The sequence below is a fragment of the Bacillus sp. V5-8f genome, from assembly GCF_002863565.1.
GTDB lineage: Bacteria > Bacillota > Bacilli > Bacillales > DSM-1321 > Peribacillus.
In genome coordinates this window covers 36,993-63,748 of the sequence record NZ_PGUW01000005.1, presented here as the reverse complement: position 1 = coordinate 63,748, position 26,756 = coordinate 36,993, and the positions used below count along the sequence as shown (strand labels likewise).

The following is a 26,756-nucleotide window of genomic DNA, read 5'->3' as shown; positions in this document are numbered from 1 at the left end:
TTTTTATGGGAATAGATAAATAGAAAAAAGTAAAAGAAAAACTATAAAGAAAGTTTTGTGGTTTTTCCTTTGGTTTTTTCTTAAAGATGTAAGGTTATAAATAACTAGATTAGCGATCTTTTTAGGGAGTTGATAATAAGTGGAATATGTGATTGAAATGCTGAATATCCGGAAGGAATTCCCGGGAATCGTTGCAAACGACAATGTAACGCTTCAGGTAAAAAAAGGGGAAATCCATGCACTCCTCGGGGAAAATGGAGCGGGAAAATCCACCCTGATGAACGTCCTCTTTGGGTTGTATCAACCGGAAAAGGGCGAAATCCGAGTGAAAGGGAAACCGGTTAAAATAACTGACCCGAATATCGCCAATGATTTAGGAATCGGAATGGTCCATCAACACTTCATGCTTGTCGATCCCTTTACAGTAACGGAAAACATTATACTTGGCCAAGAACCCAAGGTTGCTGGAAAAATTGATATTAAGTCCGCCAATAAACAGGTACGAGAACTATCTGAACGCTATGGCTTAAGCGTTGACCCTGAAGCAAAAATAGCCGATATTTCAGTTGGGATGCAGCAAAGGGTTGAAATTCTGAAAACACTCTATCGGGGAGCGGAAATTCTTATTTTCGACGAACCTACAGCGGTACTGACTCCTCAAGAAATTAAAGAGCTGATCGTTATCATGAAAGCCTTGGTTAAGGAAGGTAAGTCAATTATTCTGATCACCCATAAATTAAAAGAAATCATGGAGGTGTGCCACAGAGTTACCGTCATCCGTAAAGGACAGGGGATTGGGACAGTTACTGTCAGCGAAACAGACCCTAACGCGCTTGCAAGCCTTATGGTAGGACGTGAGGTGGTTTTTAAAACAGTAAAGTCGGAATCAAAGCCTGCTGGTGAGGTTTTAGAAATAAAAGGACTGGAAGTTAATGATTCACGTGAAGTCAAAGCTGTCAAGGGACTAAATCTCTCTATCAGGGCAGGGGAAATTGTCGGGATCGCCGGTGTAGATGGCAATGGGCAGTCTGAGTTGATAGAGGCAATCACAGGCCTCCGTAAAGCAGAGGCAGGTTCCATTTTAATCAATGGAAAAGACATCACAAATAAGGCTCCGCGTAAAATTACTGAATCCGGTTTGGGCCACATTCCAGAGGACCGCCATAAGCACGGACTGGTGCTTGATTATACAATAGGCGAAAACATTTCGTTGCAGACTTATTATCAAAAACCAAACTCCAAAAACGGCGTGTTGAATTATCGAAAAATTTATGAAAAGGCAAAGAAGATTATAACTGAGTTTGACGTGAGAACGCCAAGTGAATATACGCCGGCCAGGGCTTTATCAGGAGGGAACCAACAAAAAGCGATCATCGGCCGTGAAGTCGATCGGGACCCGGATTTGCTCATTGCTGCGCAGCCTACACGCGGGCTAGATGTCGGTGCGATTGAATATATTCACAAGCGGCTGATCGAGCACCGTGATCATGGAAAAGCAGTTTTACTTCTCTCCTTCGAACTGGATGAAATCATGAATATTAGTGACCGCATTGCCGTTATTTACGAAGGGGAAATCGTCGCAATCCTTGATCCAAAGGAAACCAATGAACAGGAACTAGGATTACTGATGGCTGGAAGCAAGAGATTGGAAGCAGGTGAGACCTCTCATGTCTAAAAAATCAAAAGAGTATATAGAAAGAGTAATGAAATATGTAATAGCCTCTGCCCGTAGCATGCTGATTCCTATTTTTTCGGTCCTTCTGGGCTTGCTAGCTGGGGCGGTAATTATGCTCGTAAGCGGTTATGACCCGATTTCAGGATATTCAGCTATGCTAAATGGTGTTTTCGGCGATGAATATTATTTAGGTGAAACAGTCCGCCAGATTACGCCATATATCCTTGCTGGGCTTGCTGTAGCATTTGCCTTCAGGACTGGCCTTTTCAACATCGGTGTAGAAGGACAGTTAATTGTCGGATGGTTGGCTGCTGTTTGGGTAGGAATTGAGTTCGATCTCCCTAAATATGTTCATTTGCCGTTCGCAGTGCTCGCAGGAGCAGCAGCTGGTGCATTTTGGGCCTTTATTCCAGGGCTGCTTAAAGCAAGATTCAGGGTTCATGAAGTAATTGTTACAATCATGCTTAATTATACAGCCTTGCACATTACGAACTATTTAATATTAAATGTTCTATCAGATAAACAGGATAAAACAGAAAATATTTCAGAATCAGCATCATTACGTTCGATTTTTTTCGAAAACTGGACAGACCTTTCCCGTATGCACTGGGGCATTATCATTGCACTTGCGTGTGCGATTGTTATGTGGTTCATCCTTGAAAAAACCACAACTGGTTTTGAGTTAAAGGCTGTTGGTTTCAATCATCATGCATCAGAATATGCAGGAATGAGCGTGAATAAAAACATTGTTCTTTCAATGGTCATTTCTGGGGCTTTCGCAGGTTTGGCAGGAGCAATGGAAGGTCTAGGAACATTTGGTTATGCGGCAATTAAAGGCGGATTTACCGGTGTTGGTTTCGATGGAATCGCTGTTGCCCTACTTGGAGGAAATACCGCCATCGGTGTTGTGCTTGCGGCTGCGCTATTTGGTGGACTGAAAAATGGTGCACTTAATATGCCCCTGGAAGCAGGAGTGCCGAACGAAATTGTAGATATCGTTATTGCACTAATTATATTCTTTGTGGCATCAAGCTATTTTATTCGCTGGATACTTTCACGTTTTTCAAAAAAGGGGGTGAAATAAGTGGACTTCTATCAGATCTTGCAAATCATCGTGCCATCTATGATTGCCCTTGCAGCACCACTTATCTTCACTGCGCTCGGAGGCGTTTTCTCTGAACGTTCCGGGGTTGTAAATATCGGTCTTGAAGGACTTATGGTCATTGGAGCGTTTGTTGCGATTGTTTTTAATTTAACTTTTGATGAACAGCTTGGTGCATGGACTCCTTGGGTTGCCCTTCTAACAGCAATGGTTGCCGGAATGTTCTTCTCCTTATTTCATGCATTGGCTTCCATTACATTCAGGGCCGACCAGACTGTCAGCGGGGTGGCTATTAACCTGCTTGCTGTTGGTTTGACTTTATTCCTTGTCAAAAAAATTTACGAGAAGGGCCAGACCGACATTATCCAGGAAACGTTTGATAAAATGGACATTCCCGTTTTAGGGGACATACCGGTTATCGGGAAGATATTTTTCTCTAATGGGTATTACATCTCCTATATTGCCATTCTTTTATCGATTGTTGTTTGGTTTATCATCTACAAAACCCCCTTTGGTCTCCGTCTTCGTGCGGTGGGTGAACATCCGATGGCTGCAGATACAATGGGAATCAATGTTTACAAAATGCGGTATCTTGGCGTAATGCTTTCGGGAGCTCTTGGTGGCATCGGGGGAGCTGTTCATGCTTTGACCGTTACGCTTGATTTCAGCCATTCCACAATTAACGGACAGGGCTTTATGGCGATTGCCGCAATGATTTTTGGGAAATGGCATCCGTTGGGCGCTATGGGAGCGGCATTGTTCTTTGGATTGGCGCAATCTTTAAGCATTGTAGGAGCTTCGTTACCGTTCTTTAAGGATATACCAGCTGTTTATCTATTGATTGCACCTTATATACTCACGATTACTGCACTTACAGGTTTTATCGGAAAAGCAGATGCACCAAAAGCATCTGGTCAGCCGTATATAAAAGGTAGCCGTTAATACCATAAACGACGCCTAGACATGTTGGTTTCAAAAACCCAGGAACTTTGTAAAATCAGCGTTCCTGGGTTTTTTCTTTTGGACAGTTACTCTGAGATGCATATTATCCATTGGTAAAAAATAATAATATTATGTCAACTTGTTACTGAATTGTTCATCTAACTTGCATGAAAATTGCCAAACCATGTATATTTTAATAAGAAAGAAAAATTATCCACCTCTATAGTGTTCCCCGTCCTAAGCCTTCCTTGCCGAGTCATGCAATTCGGCAACTGTTTGATTGATTTTTCTTCATCCGATGTTTAAAAGAATAACGTACAACAAACAATAAAGCTTATTACATAAGCGATTTATCGAGGAGGGCTCTTAACATGGCGATTGCTTCTGATATATTAAAAGCACGACCGGGATATAAGCTCCATGTTGTCAAGACGGAAAAGTATAAAACCAATACCCTGGTATTTAAAATGAAGGCTCCTTTATCTGCAGGTACAGTGACATTACGTTCGTTGCTGCCATACGTGTTACAGAGTGCGACCGAAAGGCATCCCACTTCCACAGAACTACGATCCTATCTGGATGACCTGTATGGGGCAAACCTTTATGTTGATGTTGGTAAAAAAGGAGAATATCATATTATTACTTTGACAATGGAAATTGCAAATGAAAAATTTTTGTCAGATCCAACTCCGCTTTTAGCAAAAGGCTTCGAGTTATTGACAAATGTGATATTTCATCCTAAAACTGAAGGCGAAGCGTTCGAACCAAATACTGTACAGAAAGAAAAACGTTCCCTAAAGCAGCGCATCCACTCCATTTATGATGATAAAATGCGTTATTCTGCAAAACGCCTCGTCGAGGAAATGTGTAAGGATGAGCCATATGCCCTCGAACAAACGGGAAACGAGGAGGATATAGACAAGATAACCCCCGAGTCATTATTTGAGTACTATAAAAAAGTGCTTGCTGAGGATGAGATTGACCTTTATATAATCGGGGATGTCGACGAAACAGAGGCAGAAGGCCTTGCAGATAAATATATTAGCTTAAGCGAACGTAATGCTGTAATAGTTAATCCAGTACAGAAAAAAGTAGAAAAAGAAAATGAAGTGATTGAAAAGCAGGATGTCAAACAAGGCAAGCTCAATATCGGTTATCGTACGAATGTTGTGTATGGTGACGAGGACTACTACGCGCTTCAGTTGTTCAATGGTATTTTCGGCGGTTTCTCTCATTCAAAACTTTTCATAAATGTGCGTGAAAAAGCCAGTCTAGCATATTATGCAGCTTCTCGTATAGAGAGCCATAAAGGGTTGCTTATGGTCATGTCGGGAATAGAAAACAAAAATTACGACCAGGCGGTTGATATTATCCGCCAGCAAATGGAGGAAATGAAAAAGGGCAATTTCACAGAAGATGAACTTTCTCAGACTAAGGCGGTAGTGAGGAACCAGATCTTGGAGACGATTGATGTAGCTAGGGGATTAGTGGAAATCCTTTACCATAATGTTGTATCCGGCTCAAATATTTCGTTGGATGAATGGATGGATAGAACGGAAAAAACGACTAAAGAACAGATTATAAACGTTGCCCAAAAAATCGAATGTGATACGATTTATTTCTTGACAGGAATGGAGGTGCAGGAATAATGGAGAAAATAACCTTCGACCAGCTCCAGGAGGAATTATTCCACGAAAAGTTGGAAAACGGCTTACAAGTTTACATACTTCCTAAACAGGGATTCAATAAAACATATGCCACATTCACAACCAAATACGGTTCGATTGACAACCATTTCAAACCATTGGATACAAATGAATTCATTAAGGTTCCTGACGGAATTGCTCATTTTTTGGAACATAAACTGTTCGAGAAGGAAGATGGGGATGTTTTTCAGCAATTCAGCAAACAGGGTGCATCCGCTAACGCTTTTACCTCTTTTACTAGGACAGCGTACCTGTTCTCTAGCACTACTGATTTTCAAAAAAACCTGACGACCCTCATCGATTTTGTTCAGGAACCGTATTTTTCAGAAAAAACGGTTGAGAAAGAAAAAGGAATCATCGGACAAGAAATAAATATGTACGATGATAACCCGGATTGGCGTCTTTATTTTGGCTGTATCGAGAATATGTTCCATAATCATCCGGTCAAAATTGATATTGCGGGTACGGTGGAATCTATAGCCGAAATTACGAAGGATATGCTGTATACATGTTATGAAACCTTTTATCATCCAAGCAATATGCTCCTGTTCGTTGTCGGGCCGGTAGATCCTAACGAAACCATGAAGCTCATTAGGGAAAATCAAAATAGCAAGGAATATAAGAAACAACCTGAAATTGCGAGAAATTTTGAGATGGAGCCTGCAACCGTTGCGAAGAAAACCCAAATTCTGAAAATGAATGTGCAAACGCCAAAAGTGATGGTCGGTGTCAAAGCAACCGACGTGAATCTCACAGGTGGAGAAATGCTTAATGCTGAACTGACGGTTAATGTGCTACTTGAGGTTCTCTTTGGCAGGAGCTCAGATTTTTATGAAGAGTTATATTCGGAAGGATTAATTGATCAATCATTTTCGTATGATTACACACAGGAACAAGGCTTCGGATTTGCGTTAATCGGAGGGGACTCAGCCAAGCCAGAGGAGCTGACTGATAGGTTGAAGACGATGCTTGAGAAGGCCAAATCCGGCCAAGGCATCACATATGAAACGGTTGCCAGGACAATAAAGAAAAAAATCGGATCGTTCCTCCGCTCATTAAATTCACCTGAGTATATAGCCAATCAATTCACACGTTATGCATTTAATGAAATGGATTTGTTCGATGTGGTTCCTGCTCTTGAGAAAATTACAAGCCAGGATGTTAGAGAGGCAGCAGTTCATCTGATAGATGACGAGCGGATTACCGTCTGCCAAGTGTTGCCGAAATAATCCGCATAAAAACCTTGTCCCAATTATGGAGACAAGGTTTTTATACGGTGTCTTAAGGAATAGGAGGAGAAATGGTTGGAAAAACGATTTGTGCTGATAACTGGAGCGAGCGGTGGAATAGGCAGGGCCATTGCTTTAAAGCTTGCTCAAGAAAATTATTCCTTATATTTACATTTTAATAAAAATAAGAAAGCTATTGAGCAGCTGATATTAGAACTTTCTGCATATGATATTGAAATAATCCCAATTCAGGCAGATCTGAGCCAAAAATCGGGGTATAAAAAATTGGCTGAAAATATATATTCCTTACACGCTATTGTCTTGAATAGCGGCAACAGCCATTACGGACTAATTACAGATGTGAATGAAGAGCTCATAGATGAAATGGTTCAGCTGCATATAAAATCTCCATTTCTGCTTACAAAGGAGCTTCTGCCGAAGATTATCAATCAAGAAAAGGGTGCGATCGTTGCTATTACTTCCATATGGGGCGAGACCGGTGCTTCGTGTGAGGTTCTTTACTCGACGGTAAAAGGGGGGCAAAATGCTTTTGTTAAAGCATTGAGCAAGGAACTGTCTTTAACCGGTGTTAGGGTGAACGGAGTAGCCCCAGGAGCGATTTCCACAGCGATGTTGGAATCGTTTAGCGAAGAAGATCTTGACTTAATTAAAGGTGACATTCCGATGGGGCGCGTAGGGATACCAGAAGAAGTGGCAGATGCAGTAGAATTCTTACTATCCGATAAAGCTTCCTATATCACAGGGCAAATCTTAAGAGTAAATGGAGGTTGGTACACCTAAGTGGCCAAGAATTTGATGGTATAAATAACGCGGTTCCTTCGCAAAATACGACTGTACCATTTTGAAGGAAAGGATGATCATACATGTCTGTATTGGAAAATTGGGATCAATGGAAAAACTTTTTAGGCGACAGATTGCATCAGGGTGAAAGCCAAGGGCTTTCCCATAGCGCAATCAACGATTTAGCTACTGAAGTCGGCGATTACCTGGCCAACCAAGTTGATCCAAAAAACGAACAGGAACGTGTTTTGGCAGATCTTTGGTCGGTGGCGTCTGAAGATGAAAAACATACAATCGCAAGCCTCATGGTTAAATTAGTAGAAAATAATGGTAGTCGTTAATTCCAGGATTCATGCTGTGAAATCCCCTTCCTTATTGCCAGGAAGGGGATTTATCATGTGTGGCAGGCCACACTATATAAAAAGGAATTTTTAAAAGGTTTTTCCTTTTAACTTACTATGAAATGCTATATTATAGAATCTAGATTAAAACTCGCCCGGGGGCGAATTATTTTAGGGCAACCAGTATTTGTAAGTGGAGTTAATTTGCAATCTAATTGAAGCAGAGGGATAAACTTTTGTCGTAACAGGCCGTATTATTCCCCTGGTCTCGAGGAAACTGCCCGTCGCCGAGGAGGCTAGTGTGATGACTGAAAGCAAAGAATGGTATTTCGAATATGAAATTCAAAAAAACCGCCCGGGATTGTTAGGTGATATTTCATCATTGCTAGGAATGCTATCTATTAATATAGTTACGATAAACGGTGTCGATGAGGGCAGGCGCGGATTGCTGCTTTTGACAAAGGACAGCAGGAATATTGAAAGGTTTGAATCGATCCTGCAGACGATGGATACGATAAAGGTAACTAAATTGAGAGAGCCGAAATTACGTGACATCCTTGCAGTCCGCCACGGCCGCTATATACAACGGGATGCCGATGATAAGAAAACATTCAGGTTTGTCCGGGACGAGCTTGGCTTGTTAGTAGATTTTATGGCCGAGCTTTTCAAGCAGGAAGGGCATAAATTAATTGGCATTCGCGGCATGCCCCGTGTTGGAAAAACGGAATCGGTTGTGGCAGCAAGCGTCTGCGCCAATAAGCGGTGGTTGTTTGTTTCCTCCACATTGCTAAAACAGACGATTCGAAGCCAGTTGATTGAGGATGAATACAGTGACGATAACCTTTTCATTCTTGATGGAATTGTTTCTACCAGAAGGGCTAATGAACGTCACTGGCAGTTGGTCCGTGAAATTATGAGATTAAATTCAGTCAAGGTTGTCGAGCACCCGGATGTTTTCATCCAAAACACAGAGTACACGCTGGAGGACTTTGATTATATTATTGAGCTCCGGAATAATCCCGAGGAAGAAATTACATATGAAGTTGTAGACCAAAACGGCCAATTTGCGGGCTCGGATTTTGGTTCTTTTGATTTTTAATATGGCAGGTGGTTTATTTGACTGAATTAGGAAACAGGCTTAAAGAAGCTCGGGAAGCAAAGGGCATGAGCTTGGACGATTTACAAGAAGCGACAAAAATCCAAAAGCGTTACCTGATCGGCATTGAAGAAGGAAATTATGATATGATGCCCGGAAAATTTTATGTTCGCGCATTTATCAAGCAGTACTGTGAAGCGGTTGGCCTTCCTCCTGAAGAAATTTTTGACCAGTACAAAAATGATGTACCTAGCATCTCCAATGGTGAGATGCCTACCAAGCTTTCCAGGGTGCAATCAAGGAAGACAGTTCCTTCGGGAAATTCTAAAGCCATGGAATTATTCCCGAAAATACTTGCTGGTGTTTTTATCTTAGGTGCCGCGATCTTGATCTATATTTTGATTGCTAAAAACTTTAATGCGTCAGAGAACAAAGCGAAGGAAGAAACGGAAGAGGAAAAGGTAGCTTATGAGGAAAGAAAAGACTCTCCGTTGACGAATGAAAAAAAGAAAGAAGAGTCTGGCAACAAAGAACAAGAATCTGAACAAAAAGAAAAACCGGCAGAGCAGGCAAAACCGGAACAACCTGCAGTAGTGAAACAGGAACTTGCATCTGTAAGCTCCAGTGGGAAAAACAGCACATTCCAGCTGAAAAATGCTGAAAAATTCACATTGAAGGTTTCATCTACAGGTACAACATGGGTAAACATAAAAAATAGCAGCGGAAAATCCTTCTTCCAGGGAACGCTTAAGCAAAATCAAAGCCAGGAAATGGATTTTACGAATGAAAAAGAGGCAGTAATCGTTATTGGGAATGCAGCCGATACCCAAATATTTGTAAATGGACAAAAACTGGAATATGTGATTTCTCCTACTAACATGGTTACCCAGAATATAACCATTCAGTTTGCTAAAGCCCAATAGTCATCTTTAAGGTGGCTATTTTTCTCTTTGTTCATTTTAAAATCTCGTATAAGCTTGTACGATTGGGAGGTTAACGTCTGTGAATTTACCTAATAAAATTACTGTATCAAGGATTCTTTTAATCCCTTTGTTTTTAATTCTTATGCTAGCACCGTTCAATTGGGGCGAGTGGCGGCTCGATGATGAATCTATTCCAGTAGCCCATGTTATCGGGGCCTTGTTATTTATCATCGCCGCTACAACCGACTGGATTGACGGCTACTATGCACGCAAGCTGAATCTTGTCACAAACCTGGGGAAATTCCTTGATCCTCTGGCAGATAAGCTCCTTGTATCAGCCGCGTTGATCGTTTTGGTTGATTTGGATCTCGTCTATGGCCAATCATGGATAGTCATTGCAATTATAAGCCGTGAGTTTGCGGTAACCGGGCTTAGGCTGGTTCTCGCGGGAACTGGGGAAGTGGTGGCAGCGAACATGCTTGGTAAAATAAAAACATGGACCCAGATCATTGCTATCTCTGCCTTGCTGTTGCACAATCTGCCATTTTCCTTGATTTCCTTTCCGTTTGCGAATATAGCATTGTGGGTAGCTCTGTTCTTTACCCTTTGGTCTGGATGGGACTATTTTGCAAAAAATAAGCAAGTCTTTTTGAATTCTAAATAAATGGCTTAGGAGGGTGAGTCATGGATGCTGAAATTATTGCAGTGGGCTCTGAACTGCTGCTTGGGCAAATCGTGAATACCAACGCGCAATTTTTATCCCAAAAGTTTGCGGAAATGGGTGTGAACGTTTTTTACCATACTGTTGTAGGGGACAATAATAAACGCCTTGAAGCCGCCATTGAAAACGCAGAATCGCGGGCAAACTTAATTGTTTTTACCGGGGGGTTGGGACCAACTAAAGATGACCTAACTAAGGAAACAATTTCCCGCCACCTTGGCAGGGGTCTTGTTTATGATGAAGATGCTTTGCGATCCATACAGGCTTACTTTAGCAAAACAGGGCGTGAAATGACCGAAAACAACAAGAAGCAGGCACTAGTGCTCGAAGGTGCTGAAGTGCTGCCCAACGACCATGGGATGGCACCGGGGATGGTGTTAACGTTAAAAGGAATAACATATATGCTATTGCCGGGACCGCCTAAAGAAATGGAGCCGATGTTTTTAGGCTATGGCTTTAAGAGCATCATGAACAAGCTCAAGTCGCATGAACGAATTGAATCCAAGGTTCTACGGTTTTTCGGCATAGGGGAATCACTTCTAGAAACAAAGATTGAAGATTTGCTAGAAAACCAAACAAATCCAACGATCGCTCCACTCGCTTCCGAGGGTGAAGTGACCTTAAGGATAACCGCCAAGCATTCTTCAAGGGAAAAATGTGAAGAAATGATAGCAGAAACAGAAAAACAAATCTTGGACCGTGTGGGAGAATACTATTACGGAAGTAATGAAACATCCTTGATAAAAGAGCTTGTTAAGGAGATGACGGTGAGAAAATTGACAATCGCTGCTGCAGAAAGCTTGACCGGAGGTATGTTCCAGGAATATCTCACAACTATCCCGGGTGCAGGAAAAGTTTTTAAAGGCGGGGTTGTTTCATATACGAATGATGTAAAAGCTAATGTACTTAAAGTGAGTGACAACACCATTTCCGAATATGGTGTTGTTAGCGGGGAATGTGCAATGGAAATGGCAGAAAACGTAAGGAAACTTGTGGATGCAGACGTCGGTCTCAGCTTTACAGGGGTAGCAGGCCCGGATGAACAGGAAGGAAAGCCAGTGGGGACAGTATTTATAGGCATATCCTTCCGCAATGGTGAGACAAAGTCTGAACGTTTAAATCTTGTAGGCAGCAGGGCACAAAACCGGATTCGAAGCGTGAAATATGGCTGCCACTACTTGCTCCGGCATTTAACTGAATAACTGCGGAAGCTGGGCCGGCAGGAGCTGCCCAGCTTTTTGCTTGTCCTGCCGTACTTTAGGTCTGTTTACACGCCAAATAGACAGATAAATCACAAAAATACCTGTTTCTAATGCAATATTACCTTTAAAAGGTTATTTAATTTGGGAAAAACAGACATTTTCGCCACCAAAGTGTTAATAAAAAAAACGAATGAATGTTCGACTTTTTACTTGGCAAACCAGGGAAAAAAGTATATAGTAGAGATAGGTTTTGAGACGAGACAAACGAAAAATCTATCAGTTTTATTTTAACCCAATCAGGCATACCGATTGGTTAAACATAGAGGAGGAAAACCGTAGTGAGTGATCGTCAAGCGGCGTTAGAAATGGCGTTAAAGCAAATTGAAAAACAGTTCGGAAAAGGTTCCATCATGAAGCTCGGTGAACAATCAGACCGGAAAGTTTCAGCCGTGCCGAGCGGTTCTGTAGCATTGGATGTTGCACTTGGAGTGGGCGGATATCCACGTGGAAGAATTATAGAGATTTATGGACCTGAGAGTTCAGGTAAAACAACTGTTTCTTTGCATGCGATTGCTGAAGTCCAGGCTAGGGGCGGCCAGGCGGCCTTTATTGATGTTGAACATGCGCTAGACCCAGCCTATTCCCAAAAGTTAGGTGTCAATATTGATGAGTTGCTCCTTTCACAACCGGACACAGGGGAGCAGGCACTTGAAATTGCCGAAGCTTTGGTGCGAAGCGGTGCTGTCGATATTATTGTTATTGACTCTGTTGCTGCCCTAGTACCTAAAGCAGAAATTGAAGGGGAGATGGGAGATTCCCATGTCGGCCTTCAGGCAAGGCTGATGTCACAGGCGCTCAGAAAGCTTTCAGGCGCGATCAATAAGTCAAATACAATCGCCATCTTCATTAATCAGATCCGTGAAAAGATTGGTGTCATGTTTGGCAATCCCGAAACAACCCCTGGCGGACGCGCGCTTAAATTCTATTCTTCCGTACGCTTGGAAGTCCGCCGCGCCGAGCAATTAAAGCAAGGAAATGATGTTGTAGGGAATAAGACAAAAATCAAGATTGTGAAGAACAAGGTGGCGCCTCCTTTCCGTACAGCGGAAGTGGATATCATGTATGGAGAAGGAATTTCCCGCGAAGGTGAAATTATTGATATGGGTTCTGAATTGGATATCATCCAAAAAAGCGGTTCATGGTATTCCTATAATGACGAACGTCTGGGACAGGGCCGTGAAAACGCAAAGCTGTTCTTAAAGGAAAATGAAGAACTTCGTTTAGAGATCATGCAGAAAATACGTGACCATTTCAATCTGGACGGGGAGCATATTGCCCCTGAAGATGAACAGGACCAAAAGGAATTCGAACTGCTTGATTAATGAAACATATTGGGTTGGGTAGCATTTGCTGCCAACCCTTTTTGTATTAGTACGCAATAGGTTGTTCTTTCGCTCTATAATTCATGCCACACAAGGACAAACCCTTGACAACAAAAATTCACAACTATACAATTAATATGTATATTTTACATTTTTTCAAACTAAAATTTTGAAAAGCAAAGTGCTGTATATTGAAGTTATGTACAATGTACATGCCGACAGACTTTAGTTACAAGTTCATAGCAAGGGGAGGTGAAACGATGGAACCCATTACAGTAATCATCTCCATTTTGCTTGGCCTAATCGTCGGTGCAGTTGTTGGCTATTTTGTAAGCAAGACTGTATCACAAAACAAAATAGCAGGGGCTAAAAACTCAGCTGAACAGATCATAGAAGATGCAAAACGTGAAGCAGAGGCAGCTAAAAAAGAAGCCCTATTGGAAGCAAAGGATGAGATTCATAAGATTCGTTCCGATGCAGAACGAGAGGTTCGGGAACGAAGAACTGAATTGCAAAAACAAGAAAATCGATTATTGCAAAAAGAAGAGAACCTTGACCGTAAAGATGAAACGTTAGATAAACGTGAAACACTTTTGGAGAAAAAGGAGGATTCTCTGAACCAAAGACAACAGCATATTGAAGAGATGGAAAGCAAAGTGGACGAGATGGTTCGCAAGCAGCAAACTGAACTCGAACGTATTTCCGGCTTGACGCGTGAAGAAGCAAAAGCAATCATTCTTGACCGTCTTGATAAAGAGCTGACCCATGATACCGCGGTCATGATTAAGGAAAGTGAAAATCGTGCGAAAGAGGAAGCTGACAAGAAAGCGAAAGAATTGCTTTCCCTGGCGATTCAGCGTTGTGCGGCTGACCATGTTGCAGAAACGACAGTTTCAGTGGTCAACTTGCCAAACGATGAGATGAAAGGTCGGATTATCGGGCGTGAAGGGCGAAATATCCGTACTTTAGAGACGCTTACTGGTATTGATCTAATCATTGATGATACACCGGAAGCTGTTATCCTATCGGGATTCGATCCAATCAGGCGTGAAACTGCTCGCCTAGCGCTTGATAAGCTTGTGCAGGACGGCAGGATCCATCCAGCGCGGATCGAAGAGATGGTGGATAAAGCTAGGCGCGAGGTGGATGAACATATCCGTGAAATCGGGGAACAAACCACATTTGAGGTTGGTGTTCACGGGCTCCATCCGGATCTAATTAAAATTCTTGGCCGTTTGAAATTCCGTACAAGCTACGGCCAAAATGTTTTAAAGCATTCAATGGAAGTCGCCCAATTATCCGGATTGCTAGCCGCTGAGCTTGGTGAAGATGAAACGCTGGCCCGCCGTGCCGGGTTGCTTCATGACATCGGGAAAGCGATCGACCATGAAGTAGAAGGCAGCCATGTTGAAATAGGCGTCGAACTCGCAACCAAGTATAAAGAGCACCCTGTTGTCATTAACAGTATAGCTTCCCACCATGGCGACACAGAACCAACTTCGATTATCGCCGTCCTTGTTGCCGCTGCGGATGCTCTATCAGCTGCAAGACCTGGGGCAAGAAGCGAAACGCTTGAAAACTATATCCGTAGGCTGGAAAAACTTGAAGAGATTTCTGAATCCTATGACGGGGTAGAGAAATCCTTTGCCATCCAGGCCGGTCGCGAAGTGAGAATCATGGTAAAGCCTGAACAAATCGATGATCTTGAAGCACATCGCCTTGCAAGGGATATTCGCAAACGCATTGAAGAAGAATTGGATTATCCTGGACATATTAAAGTAACGGTGATCCGTGAAACAAGAGCCGTTGAGTACGCAAAGTAAAGTGGTGTTTTCACCACTTTGCTTTTTTTTATACCCATTCTCAGATTGCTGTTGGGGCAATTATTACTTTATAAGAATTATGTTACAATACCTATATAAACTAATTAGAAAAACTCGGCGAGTGGCGAGCCTTTGTATTTGCAGAGACAGAGGAGTAGGCCCACAAATGTGGGGTACTTATTCTGTGTTCAGCTATATGCAGGTAAGAACTGCCAAAAGAAGTCCGTACCTTCATAGGTATAAGGATTGGATGGGTAGAAAGGAATCTAAAATGAAGTTGCTATTTATTGGAGACGTTGTCGGATCACCCGGCAGGGACATGCTGAAGGAATATCTTCCAAGACTGAAGGAGAAATACCGGCCGCATATTACAGTAGTAAATGGAGAAAATTCTGCTGGCGGCCGAGGTATCACTGAGAAAATATATCGTGAGTTCCTAGAATGGGGTGCCCAGGCAGTTACACTTGGCAACCATTCTTGGGACAACCGGGAGGTTTTTGAGTTTATTGATAAAGCGAAATACCTCGTGCGGCCCGCCAATTTTCCTGCGGGAACACCCGGAAACGGATTGAAGTTTTTGAAATGGAACCAATACGAGATTGCCATTATTAATCTTCAAGGTCGTACGTTCATGCCTCCTCTAGACTGTCCATTTGTTAAAGCGGATCAACTGGTGAAAGAGGCCAGGAAAAGGACTCCAATTATTTTTGTGGATTTCCATGGCGAGGCTACAAGCGAAAAACAGGCTATCGGATGGTACCTGGATGGGAGGGTGTCAGCTGTCGTCGGAACGCACACCCATGTCCAAACTGCGGATAATCGGATTCTTCCAAACGGTACGGCTTTTCTATCAGATGTCGGTATGACCGGCCCCTATGATGGAATATTAGGTATGGAGCGGGAGGCAGTCATCCAGCGATTCTTAACAAGTTTACCAGTCCGCTTTGAGGTTCCGAAATCAGGAAGGACCATTTTAAGTGCTGTCATAATCGACATTGATGAGCAAACGGGCCAATCACGAAAAATCGATCGTATCCTCATCAATGATGACAATCCATTTTTTTCATAAATCAGCGGATTGTAGTCAGACTTAGGACCGTTATTTTGCTACCTATCCTGAAGTTCGATTCAAACTCTAAATTTTCCTTTTGCGTTTCTCGGACAAGTCCAGATGTATTTGTCATACAGGGTTTATTCCCTGAATATAGTAGCAATGGAAAGAGTTATACCTATGGACTACAGATCCAATGGGTAAGGGGAAAACAAGGAGGACTAGGGATGGAAATATTAAAGGTTTCAGCAAAATCTAATCCTAATTCTGTAGCAGGCGCACTGGCCGGAGTGTTAAGAGAAAGAGGAGCGGCCGAAATCCAGGCTATCGGTGCCGGTGCGTTAAACCAGGCCGTCAAGGCAGTAGCAATCGCAAGAGGGTTTGTGGCACCTAGTGGAGTAGACTTGATTTGTATTCCTGCCTTTACAGATATCCAGATTGATGGCGAAGAACGTACGGCTATCAAGCTTATTGTTGAGCCTAGATAATTGGCAGTGCGTCGGTTCCTGTTTGCATTTTGCAGACAGGTTCTTTTTTTGAGGGGTGAGAGGTTTTGTTTGTTCCTGCACATCCCGTTCTCATTAAGGTGGATTCACCAAAGCATGATTTATTAAATAGTTAGAGATAGAAACTGTATTGAAAGGAACTGAATGAATGAAAATCTTTGATGCTCATTGCGATGTACTAATGAAATTGTTTCTTGATCCATCCATCTCATTTTCACAAAATGAAAACCTTCATATTGACTATCAATCTCTAATAGCTGCCGGCAGCAAGGTGCAATGCTTTGCTATATATGTTCCGGAGGACATTCATCCGGATGCAAGGTTTGCAGCAGCACTCGGCATGGTTGATATTTTCTATGAAAAGATACTCACGATGCCAGGAATGAAGCATGTAACTTGCAAAAAGGATATTGAGGGTCTTCGGGAAGGAGAAATCGGAGCGGTATTAACTTTAGAAGGCTGTGATTGTATTGGTGATGACTTAATGAAGTTGAAAACCTTACTCCGTTTAGGTGTATCGGCCGTCGGTTTGACATGGAACTTCGCCAATAGGGTTGCAGATGGTGCCATGGAAAAGCGGGGGGCAGGCTTAACGGCCTTTGGGGAACAAGTCGTAAAAGAGTTAAATAAACAATCTGTGTGGTGCGATGTTTCACACTTATCGGAAGCAGCGTTCTGGGATACGATCGAAATTGCTGAATTTCCAATTGCGTCACATTCCAATGTCTATAGCATCTGCCGGCATCCCCGAAATCTAAAGGATGCCCAAATTCATGCATTAATTAATAAAAACAGCGTAATAGGCATTACCTTCGTACCCCATTTTTTGACGGAAAAAACTAGGGCAAGTATTAGGGATGTCCTTAGTCAAATTGATTACATAGCCGCAATGGGCGGCGCAACAAATATTGGACTCGGTTCAGACTTTGACGGTATCGACTACACTGTATATAATCTATCATCCTACAAAGAATACGGTAACCTGATTGAAGAACTGCACAAGCATTATCCTGAAGATTTTATAAAAGGAATTTTGTTTAAAAATTTTTCATCCAGATTCCCTGTCTAACTGCGTTCGCTAAATTTCTCTAAATTATCAAAATATACAAAAAATTACCTCTGAAACTACCAATTATTGTTGGCAAAGGGTTGCTTTTTTGGGGGTTTAGGGCTAGAATTGAAAGCGTTTAGTACACCTTTCCTATGATAAAATGAACCTATTTTTATACATATTCAGATGATTACATTTATTAAGAGGGGTGTCTCAATAGTAGTTTTCACGAGAGAATAATATTTTAACCGTATCTGGAGGGGTGTAAAACATGATCAATCAACTTTCGTGGAAAGTTGGCGGACAACAAGGGGAAGGTATTGAAAGCACGGGGGAAATTTTCAGTATAGCCCTGAATAGGTTAGGATACTACTTGTATGGATACCGCCATTTCTCATCTCGTATAAAGGGTGGGCATACAAATAACAAAATTCGTGTCAGCACTGTGCAAACAAGATCCATTTCCGACGACTTGGATATCCTTGTTGCATTTGACCAGGAGACAATTGACGTAAACTATAAAGAGCTTCATGATCGCGGAATTATCATTGCAGATGCCAAGTTTAACCCGGTGCGTCCTGACGATACGAATGCGGTATTGTATGCTGTGCCATTTACTGAAATTGCCACGGACCTTGGAACATCCCTTATGAAAAATATGGTAGCTATCGGCGCATCCAGTGCCGTTCTAGAATTGGATATTAATGTATTTTCCGAAGTTGTCGGAGAAATCTTCGGCAGAAAAGGTGAGCAGGTTGTCCAGAAGAATATGGATGCTATTAAAGCCGGCTATGAACATATGACAGAAAAGCTAGGCGATAAAGTAGGAGCTATGAAACTTGAAAAAGCGGATGGCAAAAAAAGATTATTTATGATTGGTAACGATGCTATTGCTCTTGGTGCACTCGCCGGTGGATGCCGTTTTATGGCAGCGTATCCAATCACCCCTGCCTCTGAAATTATGGAGTACTTAATTAAAAAACTTCCTGCGCTTGGTGGAACGGTGATTCAAACAGAAGATGAAATTGCCGCTGCGACAATGGCGATCGGTGCTAATTACGGCGGAATCCGTGCGCTTACTGCATCTGCAGGTCCTGGCCTATCGTTGAAAATGGAAGCAATCGGTCTTTCTGGGATTACCGAAACACCGCTTGTTATCGTTGATACACAAAGGGGAGGCCCGTCTACCGGTCTTCCAACAAAACAGGAGCAGTCAGACCTTATGGCAATGATCTATGGAACTCACGGAGAGATACCAAAAATTGTGATGGCGCCAAGCACGGTTGAAGAAGCATTTTATGATACAGCAGAGGCGTTCAATTTGGCAGAAGAGTACCAATGTCCGGTAATCGTTCTTTCAGACCTCCAGCTGTCGCTAGGCAAACAGACTGTTGAGCCGCTTGATTACAGCAGAGTTGAAATCAGGCGCGGTAAGCTGGTTACCGAGGAGCTTCCTGCATTGGAAAACGGTGAATACTTTAAGCGCTACGAAGTAACTGCAAATGGGATTTCCCCGCGTGTGTTGCCAGGAACACCAAACGGTATATTCCACGTAACAGGTGTTGAACATGATGAAACAGGGAAACCGTCTGAATCATCAGGGAACCGTAAAGCCCAAATGGATAAGCGGATGAGGAAAATTGAGCAGGTTGCTTTTAAAACACCGGTATATAAGAATGCGCCACATGCAGAAGCAGATCTCCTGATTGTTGGTTACATTTCAACCCGTGGGGTAATTGAAGAAGCGATGGGCAGATTAGAGGCAGAGGGTATCAAGGTGAATCACGCTCACATCCGATTAATCCATCCATTCCCGGCTGAAGAAATTGAAACGTTAGTAGATTCTGCTAAAAATGTGGTTGTAATCGAAAATAATGCCACAGGGCAGTTAGCTAATATTATGAAAATGAATGTCGGCAATGTAAGGAAGATTAAAAGCATCCTAAAGTACGACGGAAATCCGTTCCTGCCGCATGAAATACATTCACAATGCAAGGAGTTGGTCGATAATGGCATCATTCAAAGAGTTCCGCAATAATGTAAAACCAAACTGGTGCCCTGGTTGCGGCGACTTCTCAGTCCAGGCCGCAATTCAGCGCGCTGCAGCCAATGTCGGCCTTGAACCTGAAGGGCTTGCCGTGGTATCAGGAATCGGTTGCTCAGGGCGTATTTCTGGCTATATTAAATCTTACGGTTTCCATGGCATCCATGGCCGCGCGCTTCCGATTGCTCAGGGTGTCAAAATGGCAAACCGCGAATTGACAGTCATTGCGTCAGGCGGGGATGGGGATGGTTTTGCAATTGGTATGGGACATACCATACACGCAATCCGCCGCAATATCGATATCACGTATATTGTTATGGACAATCAAATTTATGGGCTGACGAAGGGGCAAACTTCCCCGAGATCAGCGGCAGGATTTAAAACGAAATCTACGCCGGAGGGCTCCATTGAACAGGCAATCTCACCGATGGAACTGGCTTTGTCAGCTGGAGCAACGTTTGTCGCACAAAGTTTTTCAACAGACCTAAAAGATTTGACTGCAATCATAGAAGCAGGAATCAAACATAAAGGCTTCTCGTTCATCAATGTTTTCAGTCCATGCGTAACATACAATAAAATTAATACGTATGACTGGTTTAAAGAGAACTTAACGAAGCTTGCCACGATTGAAGGCTATGAGTCTTCAAATCGTGAAATGGCTATGCAAACCGTAATGGAACATGATGGTTTGGTAACTGGAATCATCTATCAAAATACCGAGCGCCAGTCTTATCAGGAACTGCTCCCTGGTTATGGGGAAGAATCTTTGACAAAAGCAGACCTAAGGTTGAGCGAAAAAAGTTTTGACCAGCTAGTCGCTGAGTTTATGTAAGCTACTCTTTCTTTGTCAAATCGATAATTTTTTCTTCAACCTAATCTGCGCAGTAAACACCATTTTTCAGATAGCTAAAAAATGTGATAGTCCGGTTCATTATGAACCGGACTTATTCTTTCTGCTTTCGTAAACTGGTTTTTAAATAATGGATGATTAAAACCATCTGAATGGACCACGCCTGATTCTTCTGTCTCGTTCATCTTCTTGTGTGTTTCTAAATGCTCCAGGTCTGCTCCGGAAATCAGTATCACGAGTGTCCCTATAATCTTCTTCCCTTCTGCCAAATCGATCACGTCTTCGTCTAAATTGATCTTCTTCCCTGCGACGATCCTCTTCTTCACGTCTTCGTCTAACTTCCTCTTCTTCCCTGCGCCGGTCTTCTTCTTCATCTCTTCGCCTGAATTCATCATCACTGTTTTCCAAATCATTATCACAGTCTTCGGATTCATTACCGTATCTATTTCTGTATCCATAATCGCGCTCATCAGGTTCATCGCCACACCAATCATCACAGTAATCCCAGTCTTCATTGCAGTTGCAATCACAATCACGAAATTCTTCATTTCGTGCTCGGCGCCGTTTGTTTCGTTGGCCCATGCTGTCACTCCTTAAAAAATTTATTGAATTTCTAACATATTTTATGCACGAATTGACAAGCTGCATGGGACAATGTCCACAATTCAACAAAAGAATGAAAGAAACATGCATAGTCGGATATAAATCATACTTTCTATGTAACCAATTGTTCGTGTGAAAAAGACATGGAAAGGTACATGCATTTTTTGGATAGGCTAGAATACTATGAAGATAAGAATTAACCCGATTTTTTTGGGGGAGAGTGTTCATGGTGAACGGAAAAATGAAAGCGTTGGTGAAGCACTGCCGTGGATATGGCGCCCAATTGGAAAATATCACAATACCAATAATTAATGACGAGGAAGTATTAATTAAAGTAAAAGCTACCTCGATTTGTGGAACAGATATTCATATATACACTTGGGATGAATGGGCGGCAGGAAGGGTCAATCCCCCGTATGTGTTCGGTCATGAGTTCTCGGGAGAGGTAGCAAAGATAGGGTCTAAGGTTAAGAGTGTTAAACCAGGGGATTTTGTTTCGGCTGAGACGCATATCGTATGTGGCAGATGTCCGCAATGCCTATCCGGGAAGTTTCATATTTGCAAACATACAAAAATTATCGGTGTGGACACACAAGGCTGCTTTGCAGAGTATGTAGTTTTACCTGAAGGAAACTTGTGGAAAAACCCGGAGGATATGCCTTATGATGTGGCTTCCCTACAAGAACCTATGGGAAATGCTGTTCATACTGTTCTCGCAGGTGAAATTGCGGGAATGAATGTAGCGGTGATTGGCTGCGGCCCTATAGGCATGATGGCTGTATGTATAGCTAAAGCAGCTGGAGCTTCAAAGATTTATGCGTTTGATGTTAATGATTATCGCCTTGCTATAGCCAAAAAGCTTGGAGCAGCCGTGGTGATAAATTCCGCAAAGCAGGATCCTATAAAAATAGTGCAACGATTGACACATGGAAATGGAGTAGATGTTGTATGTGAAATGAGCGGGCATCCTACCGCTATTAACCAGGGATTTAAAATGGTGACAAACGGCGGCCGCGTTTCTATCCTAAGCCTGCCTTCAATGCTAGTGGAAATCGACTTTACCGAAGATATAGTTTTCAAGGGCATAACAGTTCAGGGAATTACCGGTAGGGAAATGTTTAAAACCTGGCAGCAGGTATCTGGCCTGCTCAACTCTGGGCAGGTGGACGTCAAGCCAATCATCACCCATCATTTTCCTCTTGAAGACTATAAAAAAGCATTTGATTTAATGATCAAGGGAAACTGTGGAAAAATTGTCCTTTATCCTTAAAAAGGGATTCTAATAGCGCTATTGAAAAATAAACATAGTAGATAGTAAACATTAGAGGAGGAGATTTCCCTGAAAGGTTTTGAGTACTTGCATGAAGAACTGGATGCCATGAAGAAGGGTGGTACATTTCGTGAGCTGGTACCACTGCAGTCAGAACAGGGAGCAAAAGTTACGATTGATGGAAGGGAGCTAATTCAGCTTTCATCAAATAACTACTTAGGACTAACCTCGCATGCGCGGCTTCGTAAAGCAGCAATAGAGGCCATTGAAAAATACGGGGCGGGAACGGGTTCTGTACGAACCATTGCCGGCACGCTATCAATGCATGAACAGCTTGAGAAAAAACTGGCCGCATTTAAACACACAGAAGCAACCCTTGTCTTTCAATCCGGTTTTACCACAAATCAAGGAGTACTCTCCGCAATTCTCTCACCTGAAGATGTTGTAATATCCGATGAATTGAATCATGCCTCTATCATCGATGGCATCCGTTTAACAAAGGCAGCACGAAAGGTATATAAACATGTAAATATGAATTCGCTTGAGGCAGTTCTTAAGGAGACCGGAAAATACCGCAAACGGCTTATTGTTACCGATGGAGTTTTTTCGATGGATGGGAATATCGCCCCTCTTCCTGAAATCGTGGCCCTGGCGGATAAATACGATGCATTGACCATGGTGGATGATGCCCATGCATCAGGAGTTCTCGGCAAGAATGGCAGAGGTACAGTGAATCATTTCGGACTTGATGGAAGGGTCCATATCCAAGTTGGTACTTTAAGCAAGGCGATTGGAGTCCTGGGTGGCTATGTCGCCAGCACACAGACTTTAATAAATTACTTGATTCATAAAGGAAGGCCGTTCTTGTTCAGCACGTCCCATCCCCCTAGCGTCACGGCAGCGTGTATTGAAGCGCTTGATGTTCTTTTGGAAGAACCCGAGTTAATAGAAAGGCTATGGGAAAATACGAAATTCTTTAAAAAGGGATTACGAAGCCTAGGCTACAACACCGGAAAAAGCGAAACGCCAATAACTCCTGTTATTGTAGGAGATGAAGGACTAGCACACCGTTTCTCTGATAAGCTTATGGAATACGGGGTGTTTGCACAGGGAATTTCCTTTCCAACAGTTGCAAAGGGATCAGCGAGAGTTCGTACCATCGTTACCGCCCAGCATTCTATGGAAGTCCTGCAGCAGGCACTTGATGCTTTTGATAGAGCCGGTAAAGACTTTGGTATTATTAAAAGATAACAAGAGTGATCTAGGGTTCCTGAGGCAGGGGATAGGAGGGTCTGCCTCGGATTTACATATAAGACTGTGACAACTCTCAAACAATTAGCGCTCCCCTGTGTGAAGTATTGTTTCTTCCTATTAAAAGCTATATACTATAGTAATGTGTATGGTAAAACGACTAAAAGAAAGTACATGGCTTGCGGTTATCTGTTAATAAGTTTTCCCATTATGGGGAATTGGCTTACTGGAAAGGGGATAAACATGAACGAAGAGCAACGATTAGATTCACAAAAAGTACAGGCTGAAAATTCAGCGGACAAAAAATCCGAAAAGGATTACAGCAAGTACTTCCAGGCCGTATATGTCCCGCCTTCCTTAAAGGATGCAAAAAAACGAGGCAAAGAAGAAGTAAAATATCATAAAGACTTCGGGATTCCAGAGGAATATCGCGGGATGGGCGAGGGCCGTAAATTTTACATCCGCACTTACGGCTGCCAAATGAATGAACATGATACAGAAGTAATGGCCGGAATCTTCATGGCACTTGGATATGAACCATCACAAACAGTGGAAGATGCTAATGTCATCCTGCTAAATACATGCGCAATCCGTGAAAATGCTGAAAACAAAGTATTTGGCGAGCTTGGCCACTTAAAGGCCCTGAAGATGGAAAAGCCGGATCTTTTGCTTGGTGTATGCGGCTGCATGTCTCAGGAAGAATCTGTAGTCAATCGAATTCTTTCCAAGCACCAGTTTGTGGATATGATTTTTGGTACTCATAATATTCATCGCCTGCCGCACATTTTGAATGATGCTTATATGTCAAAGGAAATGGTGATCGAAGTTTGGTCCAAGGAAGGCGATGTTATTGAAAACCTTCCAAAAGTTCGTAAAGGCCAGACTAAAGCCTGGGTTAATATTATGTATGGCTGCGATAAGTTTTGTACGTACTGTATCGTACCTTATACAAGGGGTAAAGAGCGGAGCCGGCGCCCGGAGGATATTATCCAGGAGGTTCGCCATTTGGCTTCCCAAGGATACCAGGAGATTACGCTTCTTGGCCAAAACGTAAACGCCTACGGAAAGGACTTCGAAGATATTAAGTATGGTCTTGCTGACTTGATGGATGAGATCCGCAAAATTGATATCCCGCGAATACGTTTTACAACAAGCCATCCGCGCGATTTCGATGACTACCTCATAGAAGTACTCGCAAAAGGCGGCAATCTAGTCGAGCATATCCATCTTCCTGTCCAATCCGGAAGCAGCGATGTTCTTAAAATCATGGCACGTAAATACACTCGAGAACAGTATTTGGACCTTGTCAGGAAGATTAAAACGGCTATTCCGGATGTTGCCCTGACAACTGATATCATCGTAGGCTATCCTAATGAAACAGATGAGCAATTTGAGGAAACACTGTCCCTATACAGGGAAGTGGGGTATGATGCTGCTTACACATTCATTTATTCACCGCGTGAAGGAACGCCCGCGGCAAACATGAAAGATAACGTACCAATGGAAGTTAAGAAAGAACGTCTGCAGAGGTTAAATGCTCTTGTTAACGAATTTTCCGCCAAGAAAATGAAAGAAATGGAAGGCCAGATAGTGGAAGTACTTGTTGAAGGGGAAAGCAAGAATAATCCGGATGTTTTTGCCGGCTATACAAGAAAAAATAAGCTTGTAAACTTCATAGGACCTAAGTCTGCAATTGGCCGGATTGTTAAAGTGAAAATTACAGAAGCAAAAACCTGGTCACTTAACGGAGAGATGGTTGAAGAAGCTACAGCGGTAGAGGTGGAATAAAGATGGCGAAATATACAAAAGATGACATCCTAGCAAAAGCGGCAGACCTTGCGAAAATGATTGCAGAAACTGAAGAAGTTGATTTCTTTAAGCGTGCAGAAGCTCAAATTAACGAAAACCAGAAGGTACGCGAAATGATTGCTAGTATCAAAAGCCTGCAAAAACAAGCAGTTAATTTCCAGAATTACGGAAAAGATAAGGCTTTTAAGCAGGTACAGGATAAAATCGATGCACTGGAGCAGGAATTGGATGAACTTCCGATTGTCCAGGAATTCAAACAATCTCAAGGAGATGTTAATGATTTGCTCCAGATGGTTGCATCTCAGGTATCCAATACTGTAACGGACTCGATTATTGAATCCACCGGGGGCGATTTGCTGAGTGGTGAAACAGGATCAAAAGTCCGTGCCGGCGGCAGCAGCTGCTGATTGCCTATAACTGGCATTAAAAAAATTTGATTCTAAATACAAAACTGCCTGTAGTACTAGTTAAGTAATACAGGCAGTTTTTTTATTTGCGGAGAGTAACCAAATTTCATGTGAATTGATAAAAAATGATCCATACAAAACACCCCTCCTTATGTTACGCAGTATGATAAATGTCTGGTCGCAAAAATATGCATATATATAGAAGAATAGATTCCCAGTCTCCCGTTAAAGGAAAGCGAATTAATAATTAACAGATCTAAACCATAATAGTCCGTCTTGGCACATATCATTAAATGACGGCATAAAATATCGCAATCAACTGATTCAGATGTCAGGTTCTTTTATAAAAATAATTCGCACACTGGACTAATAACACGCATAGGATGAATGGAAACTGTATGAGGAGGGTTCGCTAGCATGGCACAATACAGAGAAATTATAACCAAGGCCGTGGTTGGAAAAGGACGTAAATATACAAAGTCCACACATACCATTTCCCCGGCACATCAACCATCAAGCATTTTAGGTTGCTGGATTATCAATCATAAGTATGAGGCAAAAAAGATCGGCAACAAAGTGGAGATACGCGGTACATTTGAAATTAACGTCTGGTATTCTACTCAACATAATACAAAAACTGACCTAGTGTGTGAAAAAGTGCATTATACGGATACCGTTTCCTTAAAGTACCGGGACCCTGAATACAATGATGATGATGATATCATTGCCAAGGCAGTCCAACAGCCGAACTGCATCGAGGCCAGTATCTCCCCGGATGGGAAAAAGATCATGGTACATGTGGAAAGGGAATTCTTTGTGGAAGTAGTCGGAGAAACGAAGGTATGCGTTGCCGTCAATCCGAATGGCTGTGACGATGAAGAATGGGGCTTAGACTCAGATGCAGAGTTTGAAGATTTAAATCCGGATTTCCTTGTTGATTTTGAGGATGAGTAATAAAGTCAGCAGAACAA

General features: G+C 42.4%; 24 protein-coding genes. 23 read left to right on the top strand and 1 reads right to left on the bottom strand.

Annotation, left to right across the window (positions count from 1 at the left end; genetic code table 11):
- The first annotated feature begins 139 nt into the window (after positions 1 to 139).
- From CUU64_RS07905 to CUU64_RS07820, 18 genes are all read left to right on the top strand, one after another.
- Positions 140 to 1,675: an ABC transporter ATP-binding protein gene (locus tag CUU64_RS07905; protein WP_101633018.1), complete on the top strand. Its 1,536-nt coding sequence runs from the start codon at positions 140 to 142 to the stop codon at positions 1,673 to 1,675.
- A gap of 58 nt (positions 1,676 to 1,733) precedes the next feature.
- On the top strand, positions 1,734 to 2,759 hold the full coding sequence (locus CUU64_RS07900; RefSeq protein WP_180954542.1) for an ABC transporter permease: 1,026 nt from the start codon (positions 1,734 to 1,736) through the stop codon (positions 2,757 to 2,759).
- Between the two features lie 39 nt (positions 2,760 to 2,798).
- Positions 2,799 to 3,719: an ABC transporter permease gene (locus CUU64_RS07895; protein WP_374702710.1), complete on the top strand. Its 921-nt coding sequence runs from the start codon at positions 2,799 to 2,801 to the stop codon at positions 3,717 to 3,719.
- Between the two features lie 371 nt (positions 3,720 to 4,090).
- On the top strand, positions 4,091 to 5,368 hold the full coding sequence (yfmF, locus tag CUU64_RS07890) for an EF-P 5-aminopentanol modification-associated protein YfmF (protein ID WP_101633016.1): 1,278 nt from the start codon (positions 4,091 to 4,093) through the stop codon (positions 5,366 to 5,368).
- The gene (gene yfmH, locus CUU64_RS07885) at positions 5,368 to 6,654 is read left to right on the top strand and encodes an EF-P 5-aminopentanol modification-associated protein YfmH (RefSeq protein ID WP_101633015.1); all 1,287 of its coding nucleotides are present in this window, start codon (positions 5,368 to 5,370) and stop codon (positions 6,652 to 6,654) included. Before yfmF ends, yfmH begins: the two co-directional genes overlap by 1 nt.
- 75 nt (positions 6,655 to 6,729) lie before the next feature.
- On the top strand, positions 6,730 to 7,455 hold the full coding sequence (gene ymfI / locus CUU64_RS07880; protein ID WP_101633014.1) for an elongation factor P 5-aminopentanone reductase: 726 nt from the start codon (positions 6,730 to 6,732) through the stop codon (positions 7,453 to 7,455).
- An 83-nt stretch (positions 7,456 to 7,538) separates the two neighbouring features.
- Positions 7,539 to 7,796 (top strand): DUF3243 domain-containing protein, encoded by a 258-nt coding sequence (locus CUU64_RS07875; RefSeq protein WP_101633013.1) that lies wholly within the window; start codon positions 7,539 to 7,541, stop codon positions 7,794 to 7,796.
- 304 nt (positions 7,797 to 8,100) lie between these two features.
- A complete protein-coding gene (locus CUU64_RS07870; protein WP_101633012.1) occupies positions 8,101 to 8,895 on the top strand; it encodes a DUF3388 domain-containing protein in 795 nt (264 codons plus the stop codon).
- Positions 8,896 to 8,903: 8 nt separating this feature from the next.
- Positions 8,904 to 9,815 (top strand): helix-turn-helix domain-containing protein, encoded by a 912-nt coding sequence (locus CUU64_RS07865; protein ID WP_308302347.1) that lies wholly within the window; start codon positions 8,904 to 8,906, stop codon positions 9,813 to 9,815.
- Between the two features lie 79 nt (positions 9,816 to 9,894).
- Positions 9,895 to 10,479: a CDP-diacylglycerol--glycerol-3-phosphate 3-phosphatidyltransferase gene (gene pgsA, locus CUU64_RS07860; protein WP_101633010.1), complete on the top strand. Its 585-nt coding sequence runs from the start codon at positions 9,895 to 9,897 to the stop codon at positions 10,477 to 10,479.
- Between the two features lie 20 nt (positions 10,480 to 10,499).
- A complete protein-coding gene (locus CUU64_RS07855; RefSeq protein WP_101633009.1) occupies positions 10,500 to 11,738 on the top strand; it encodes a competence/damage-inducible protein A in 1,239 nt (412 codons plus the stop codon).
- Positions 11,739 to 12,076: 338 nt separating this feature from the next.
- Positions 12,077 to 13,120, top strand: a complete 1,044-nt coding sequence (recA, locus tag CUU64_RS07850; RefSeq protein ID WP_101633008.1) for a recombinase RecA — start codon at positions 12,077 to 12,079, stop codon at positions 13,118 to 13,120.
- 260 nt (positions 13,121 to 13,380) lie between these two features.
- Positions 13,381 to 14,943 carry a ribonuclease Y gene (rny, locus tag CUU64_RS07845; RefSeq protein WP_101633007.1) on the top strand — a complete coding sequence of 521 codons (1,563 nt, stop codon included), beginning with the start codon at positions 13,381 to 13,383 and terminating at the stop codon, positions 14,941 to 14,943.
- 271 nt (positions 14,944 to 15,214) lie between these two features.
- Positions 15,215 to 16,012 (top strand): TIGR00282 family metallophosphoesterase, encoded by a 798-nt coding sequence (locus tag CUU64_RS07840; RefSeq protein ID WP_101633461.1) that lies wholly within the window; start codon positions 15,215 to 15,217, stop codon positions 16,010 to 16,012.
- 209 nt (positions 16,013 to 16,221) lie between these two features.
- Entirely contained in the window at positions 16,222 to 16,482 is a 261-nt protein-coding gene (gene spoVS / locus CUU64_RS07835; RefSeq protein WP_003181955.1) for a stage V sporulation protein SpoVS, read from the top strand.
- A 166-nt stretch (positions 16,483 to 16,648) separates the two neighbouring features.
- Positions 16,649 to 17,569 (top strand): dipeptidase, encoded by a 921-nt coding sequence (locus CUU64_RS07830; RefSeq protein WP_101633006.1) that lies wholly within the window; start codon positions 16,649 to 16,651, stop codon positions 17,567 to 17,569.
- Between the two features lie 253 nt (positions 17,570 to 17,822).
- The gene (locus CUU64_RS07825) at positions 17,823 to 19,589 is read left to right on the top strand and encodes a 2-oxoacid:acceptor oxidoreductase subunit alpha (RefSeq protein ID WP_101633005.1); all 1,767 of its coding nucleotides are present in this window, start codon (positions 17,823 to 17,825) and stop codon (positions 19,587 to 19,589) included.
- Positions 19,561 to 20,427, top strand: coding sequence for a 2-oxoacid:ferredoxin oxidoreductase subunit beta (locus CUU64_RS07820; protein ID WP_101633004.1), 867 nt, complete (start codon positions 19,561 to 19,563; stop codon positions 20,425 to 20,427). Before CUU64_RS07825 ends, CUU64_RS07820 begins: the two co-directional genes overlap by 29 nt.
- Before the next feature lie 74 nt (positions 20,428 to 20,501).
- Here CUU64_RS07820 and CUU64_RS07815 read toward each other — a convergent pair whose 3' ends face one another.
- Entirely contained in the window at positions 20,502 to 21,035 is a 534-nt protein-coding gene (locus CUU64_RS07815; protein ID WP_180954515.1) for a hypothetical protein, read from the bottom strand.
- Positions 21,036 to 21,277: 242 nt separating this feature from the next.
- On the opposite strand from CUU64_RS07815, the gene tdh reads away from it, so the two are divergent.
- The 5 genes from tdh (at position 21,278) to CUU64_RS07790 (ending at position 26,739) form a co-directional block, all read left to right on the top strand.
- Complete coding sequence (gene tdh / locus CUU64_RS07810) at positions 21,278 to 22,318, top strand: L-threonine 3-dehydrogenase (protein ID WP_180954541.1); 1,041 nt, start codon at positions 21,278 to 21,280, stop codon at positions 22,316 to 22,318.
- A 69-nt stretch (positions 22,319 to 22,387) separates the two neighbouring features.
- Positions 22,388 to 23,569 (top strand): glycine C-acetyltransferase, encoded by a 1,182-nt coding sequence (locus tag CUU64_RS07805; RefSeq protein WP_101633002.1) that lies wholly within the window; start codon positions 22,388 to 22,390, stop codon positions 23,567 to 23,569.
- 243 nt (positions 23,570 to 23,812) lie between these two features.
- On the top strand, positions 23,813 to 25,357 hold the full coding sequence (gene miaB / locus CUU64_RS07800) for a tRNA (N6-isopentenyl adenosine(37)-C2)-methylthiotransferase MiaB (protein ID WP_101633001.1): 1,545 nt from the start codon (positions 23,813 to 23,815) through the stop codon (positions 25,355 to 25,357).
- A gap of 2 nt (positions 25,358 to 25,359) precedes the next feature.
- The gene (locus tag CUU64_RS07795; RefSeq protein WP_101633000.1) at positions 25,360 to 25,785 is read left to right on the top strand and encodes a YlbF/YmcA family competence regulator; all 426 of its coding nucleotides are present in this window, start codon (positions 25,360 to 25,362) and stop codon (positions 25,783 to 25,785) included.
- Positions 25,786 to 26,202: 417 nt separating this feature from the next.
- Complete coding sequence (locus CUU64_RS07790) at positions 26,203 to 26,739, top strand: outer spore coat protein CotE (RefSeq protein WP_101632999.1); 537 nt, start codon at positions 26,203 to 26,205, stop codon at positions 26,737 to 26,739.
- Positions 26,740 to 26,756: the final 17 nt, after the last annotated feature.

What these genes read in the sequence shown, in the direction of transcription:
- CUU64_RS07875 (WP_101633013.1), top strand. Translation starts at nt 7,539, where the DNA reads ATGTCTGTATTGGAAAATTGGGATCAATGGAAAAACTTTTTAGGCGAC.
- yfmH (WP_101633015.1), top strand. Translation starts at nt 5,368, where the DNA reads ATGGAGAAAATAACCTTCGACCAGCTCCAGGAGGAATTATTCCACGAA.
- CUU64_RS07895 (WP_374702710.1), top strand. Translation starts at nt 2,799, where the DNA reads ATGATTGCCCTTGCAGCACCACTTATCTTCACTGCGCTCGGAGGCGTT.
- miaB (WP_101633001.1), top strand. Translation starts at nt 23,813, where the DNA reads ATGAACGAAGAGCAACGATTAGATTCACAAAAAGTACAGGCTGAAAAT.
- CUU64_RS07830 (WP_101633006.1), top strand. Translation starts at nt 16,649, where the DNA reads ATGAAAATCTTTGATGCTCATTGCGATGTACTAATGAAATTGTTTCTT.
- CUU64_RS07825 (WP_101633005.1), top strand. Translation starts at nt 17,823, where the DNA reads ATGATCAATCAACTTTCGTGGAAAGTTGGCGGACAACAAGGGGAAGGT.
- CUU64_RS07820 (WP_101633004.1), top strand. Translation starts at nt 19,561, where the DNA reads ATGGCATCATTCAAAGAGTTCCGCAATAATGTAAAACCAAACTGGTGC.
- CUU64_RS07790 (WP_101632999.1), top strand. Translation starts at nt 26,203, where the DNA reads ATGGCACAATACAGAGAAATTATAACCAAGGCCGTGGTTGGAAAAGGA.
- CUU64_RS07870 (WP_101633012.1), top strand. Translation starts at nt 8,101, where the DNA reads ATGACTGAAAGCAAAGAATGGTATTTCGAATATGAAATTCAAAAAAAC.
- yfmF (WP_101633016.1), top strand. Translation starts at nt 4,091, where the DNA reads ATGGCGATTGCTTCTGATATATTAAAAGCACGACCGGGATATAAGCTC.
- CUU64_RS07795 (WP_101633000.1), top strand. Translation starts at nt 25,360, where the DNA reads ATGGCGAAATATACAAAAGATGACATCCTAGCAAAAGCGGCAGACCTT.
- spoVS (WP_003181955.1), top strand. Translation starts at nt 16,222, where the DNA reads ATGGAAATATTAAAGGTTTCAGCAAAATCTAATCCTAATTCTGTAGCA.
- CUU64_RS07855 (WP_101633009.1), top strand. Translation starts at nt 10,500, where the DNA reads ATGGATGCTGAAATTATTGCAGTGGGCTCTGAACTGCTGCTTGGGCAA.
- rny (WP_101633007.1), top strand. Translation starts at nt 13,381, where the DNA reads ATGGAACCCATTACAGTAATCATCTCCATTTTGCTTGGCCTAATCGTC.
- CUU64_RS07900 (WP_180954542.1), top strand. Translation starts at nt 1,734, where the DNA reads ATGCTGATTCCTATTTTTTCGGTCCTTCTGGGCTTGCTAGCTGGGGCG.
- CUU64_RS07840 (WP_101633461.1), top strand. Translation starts at nt 15,215, where the DNA reads ATGAAGTTGCTATTTATTGGAGACGTTGTCGGATCACCCGGCAGGGAC.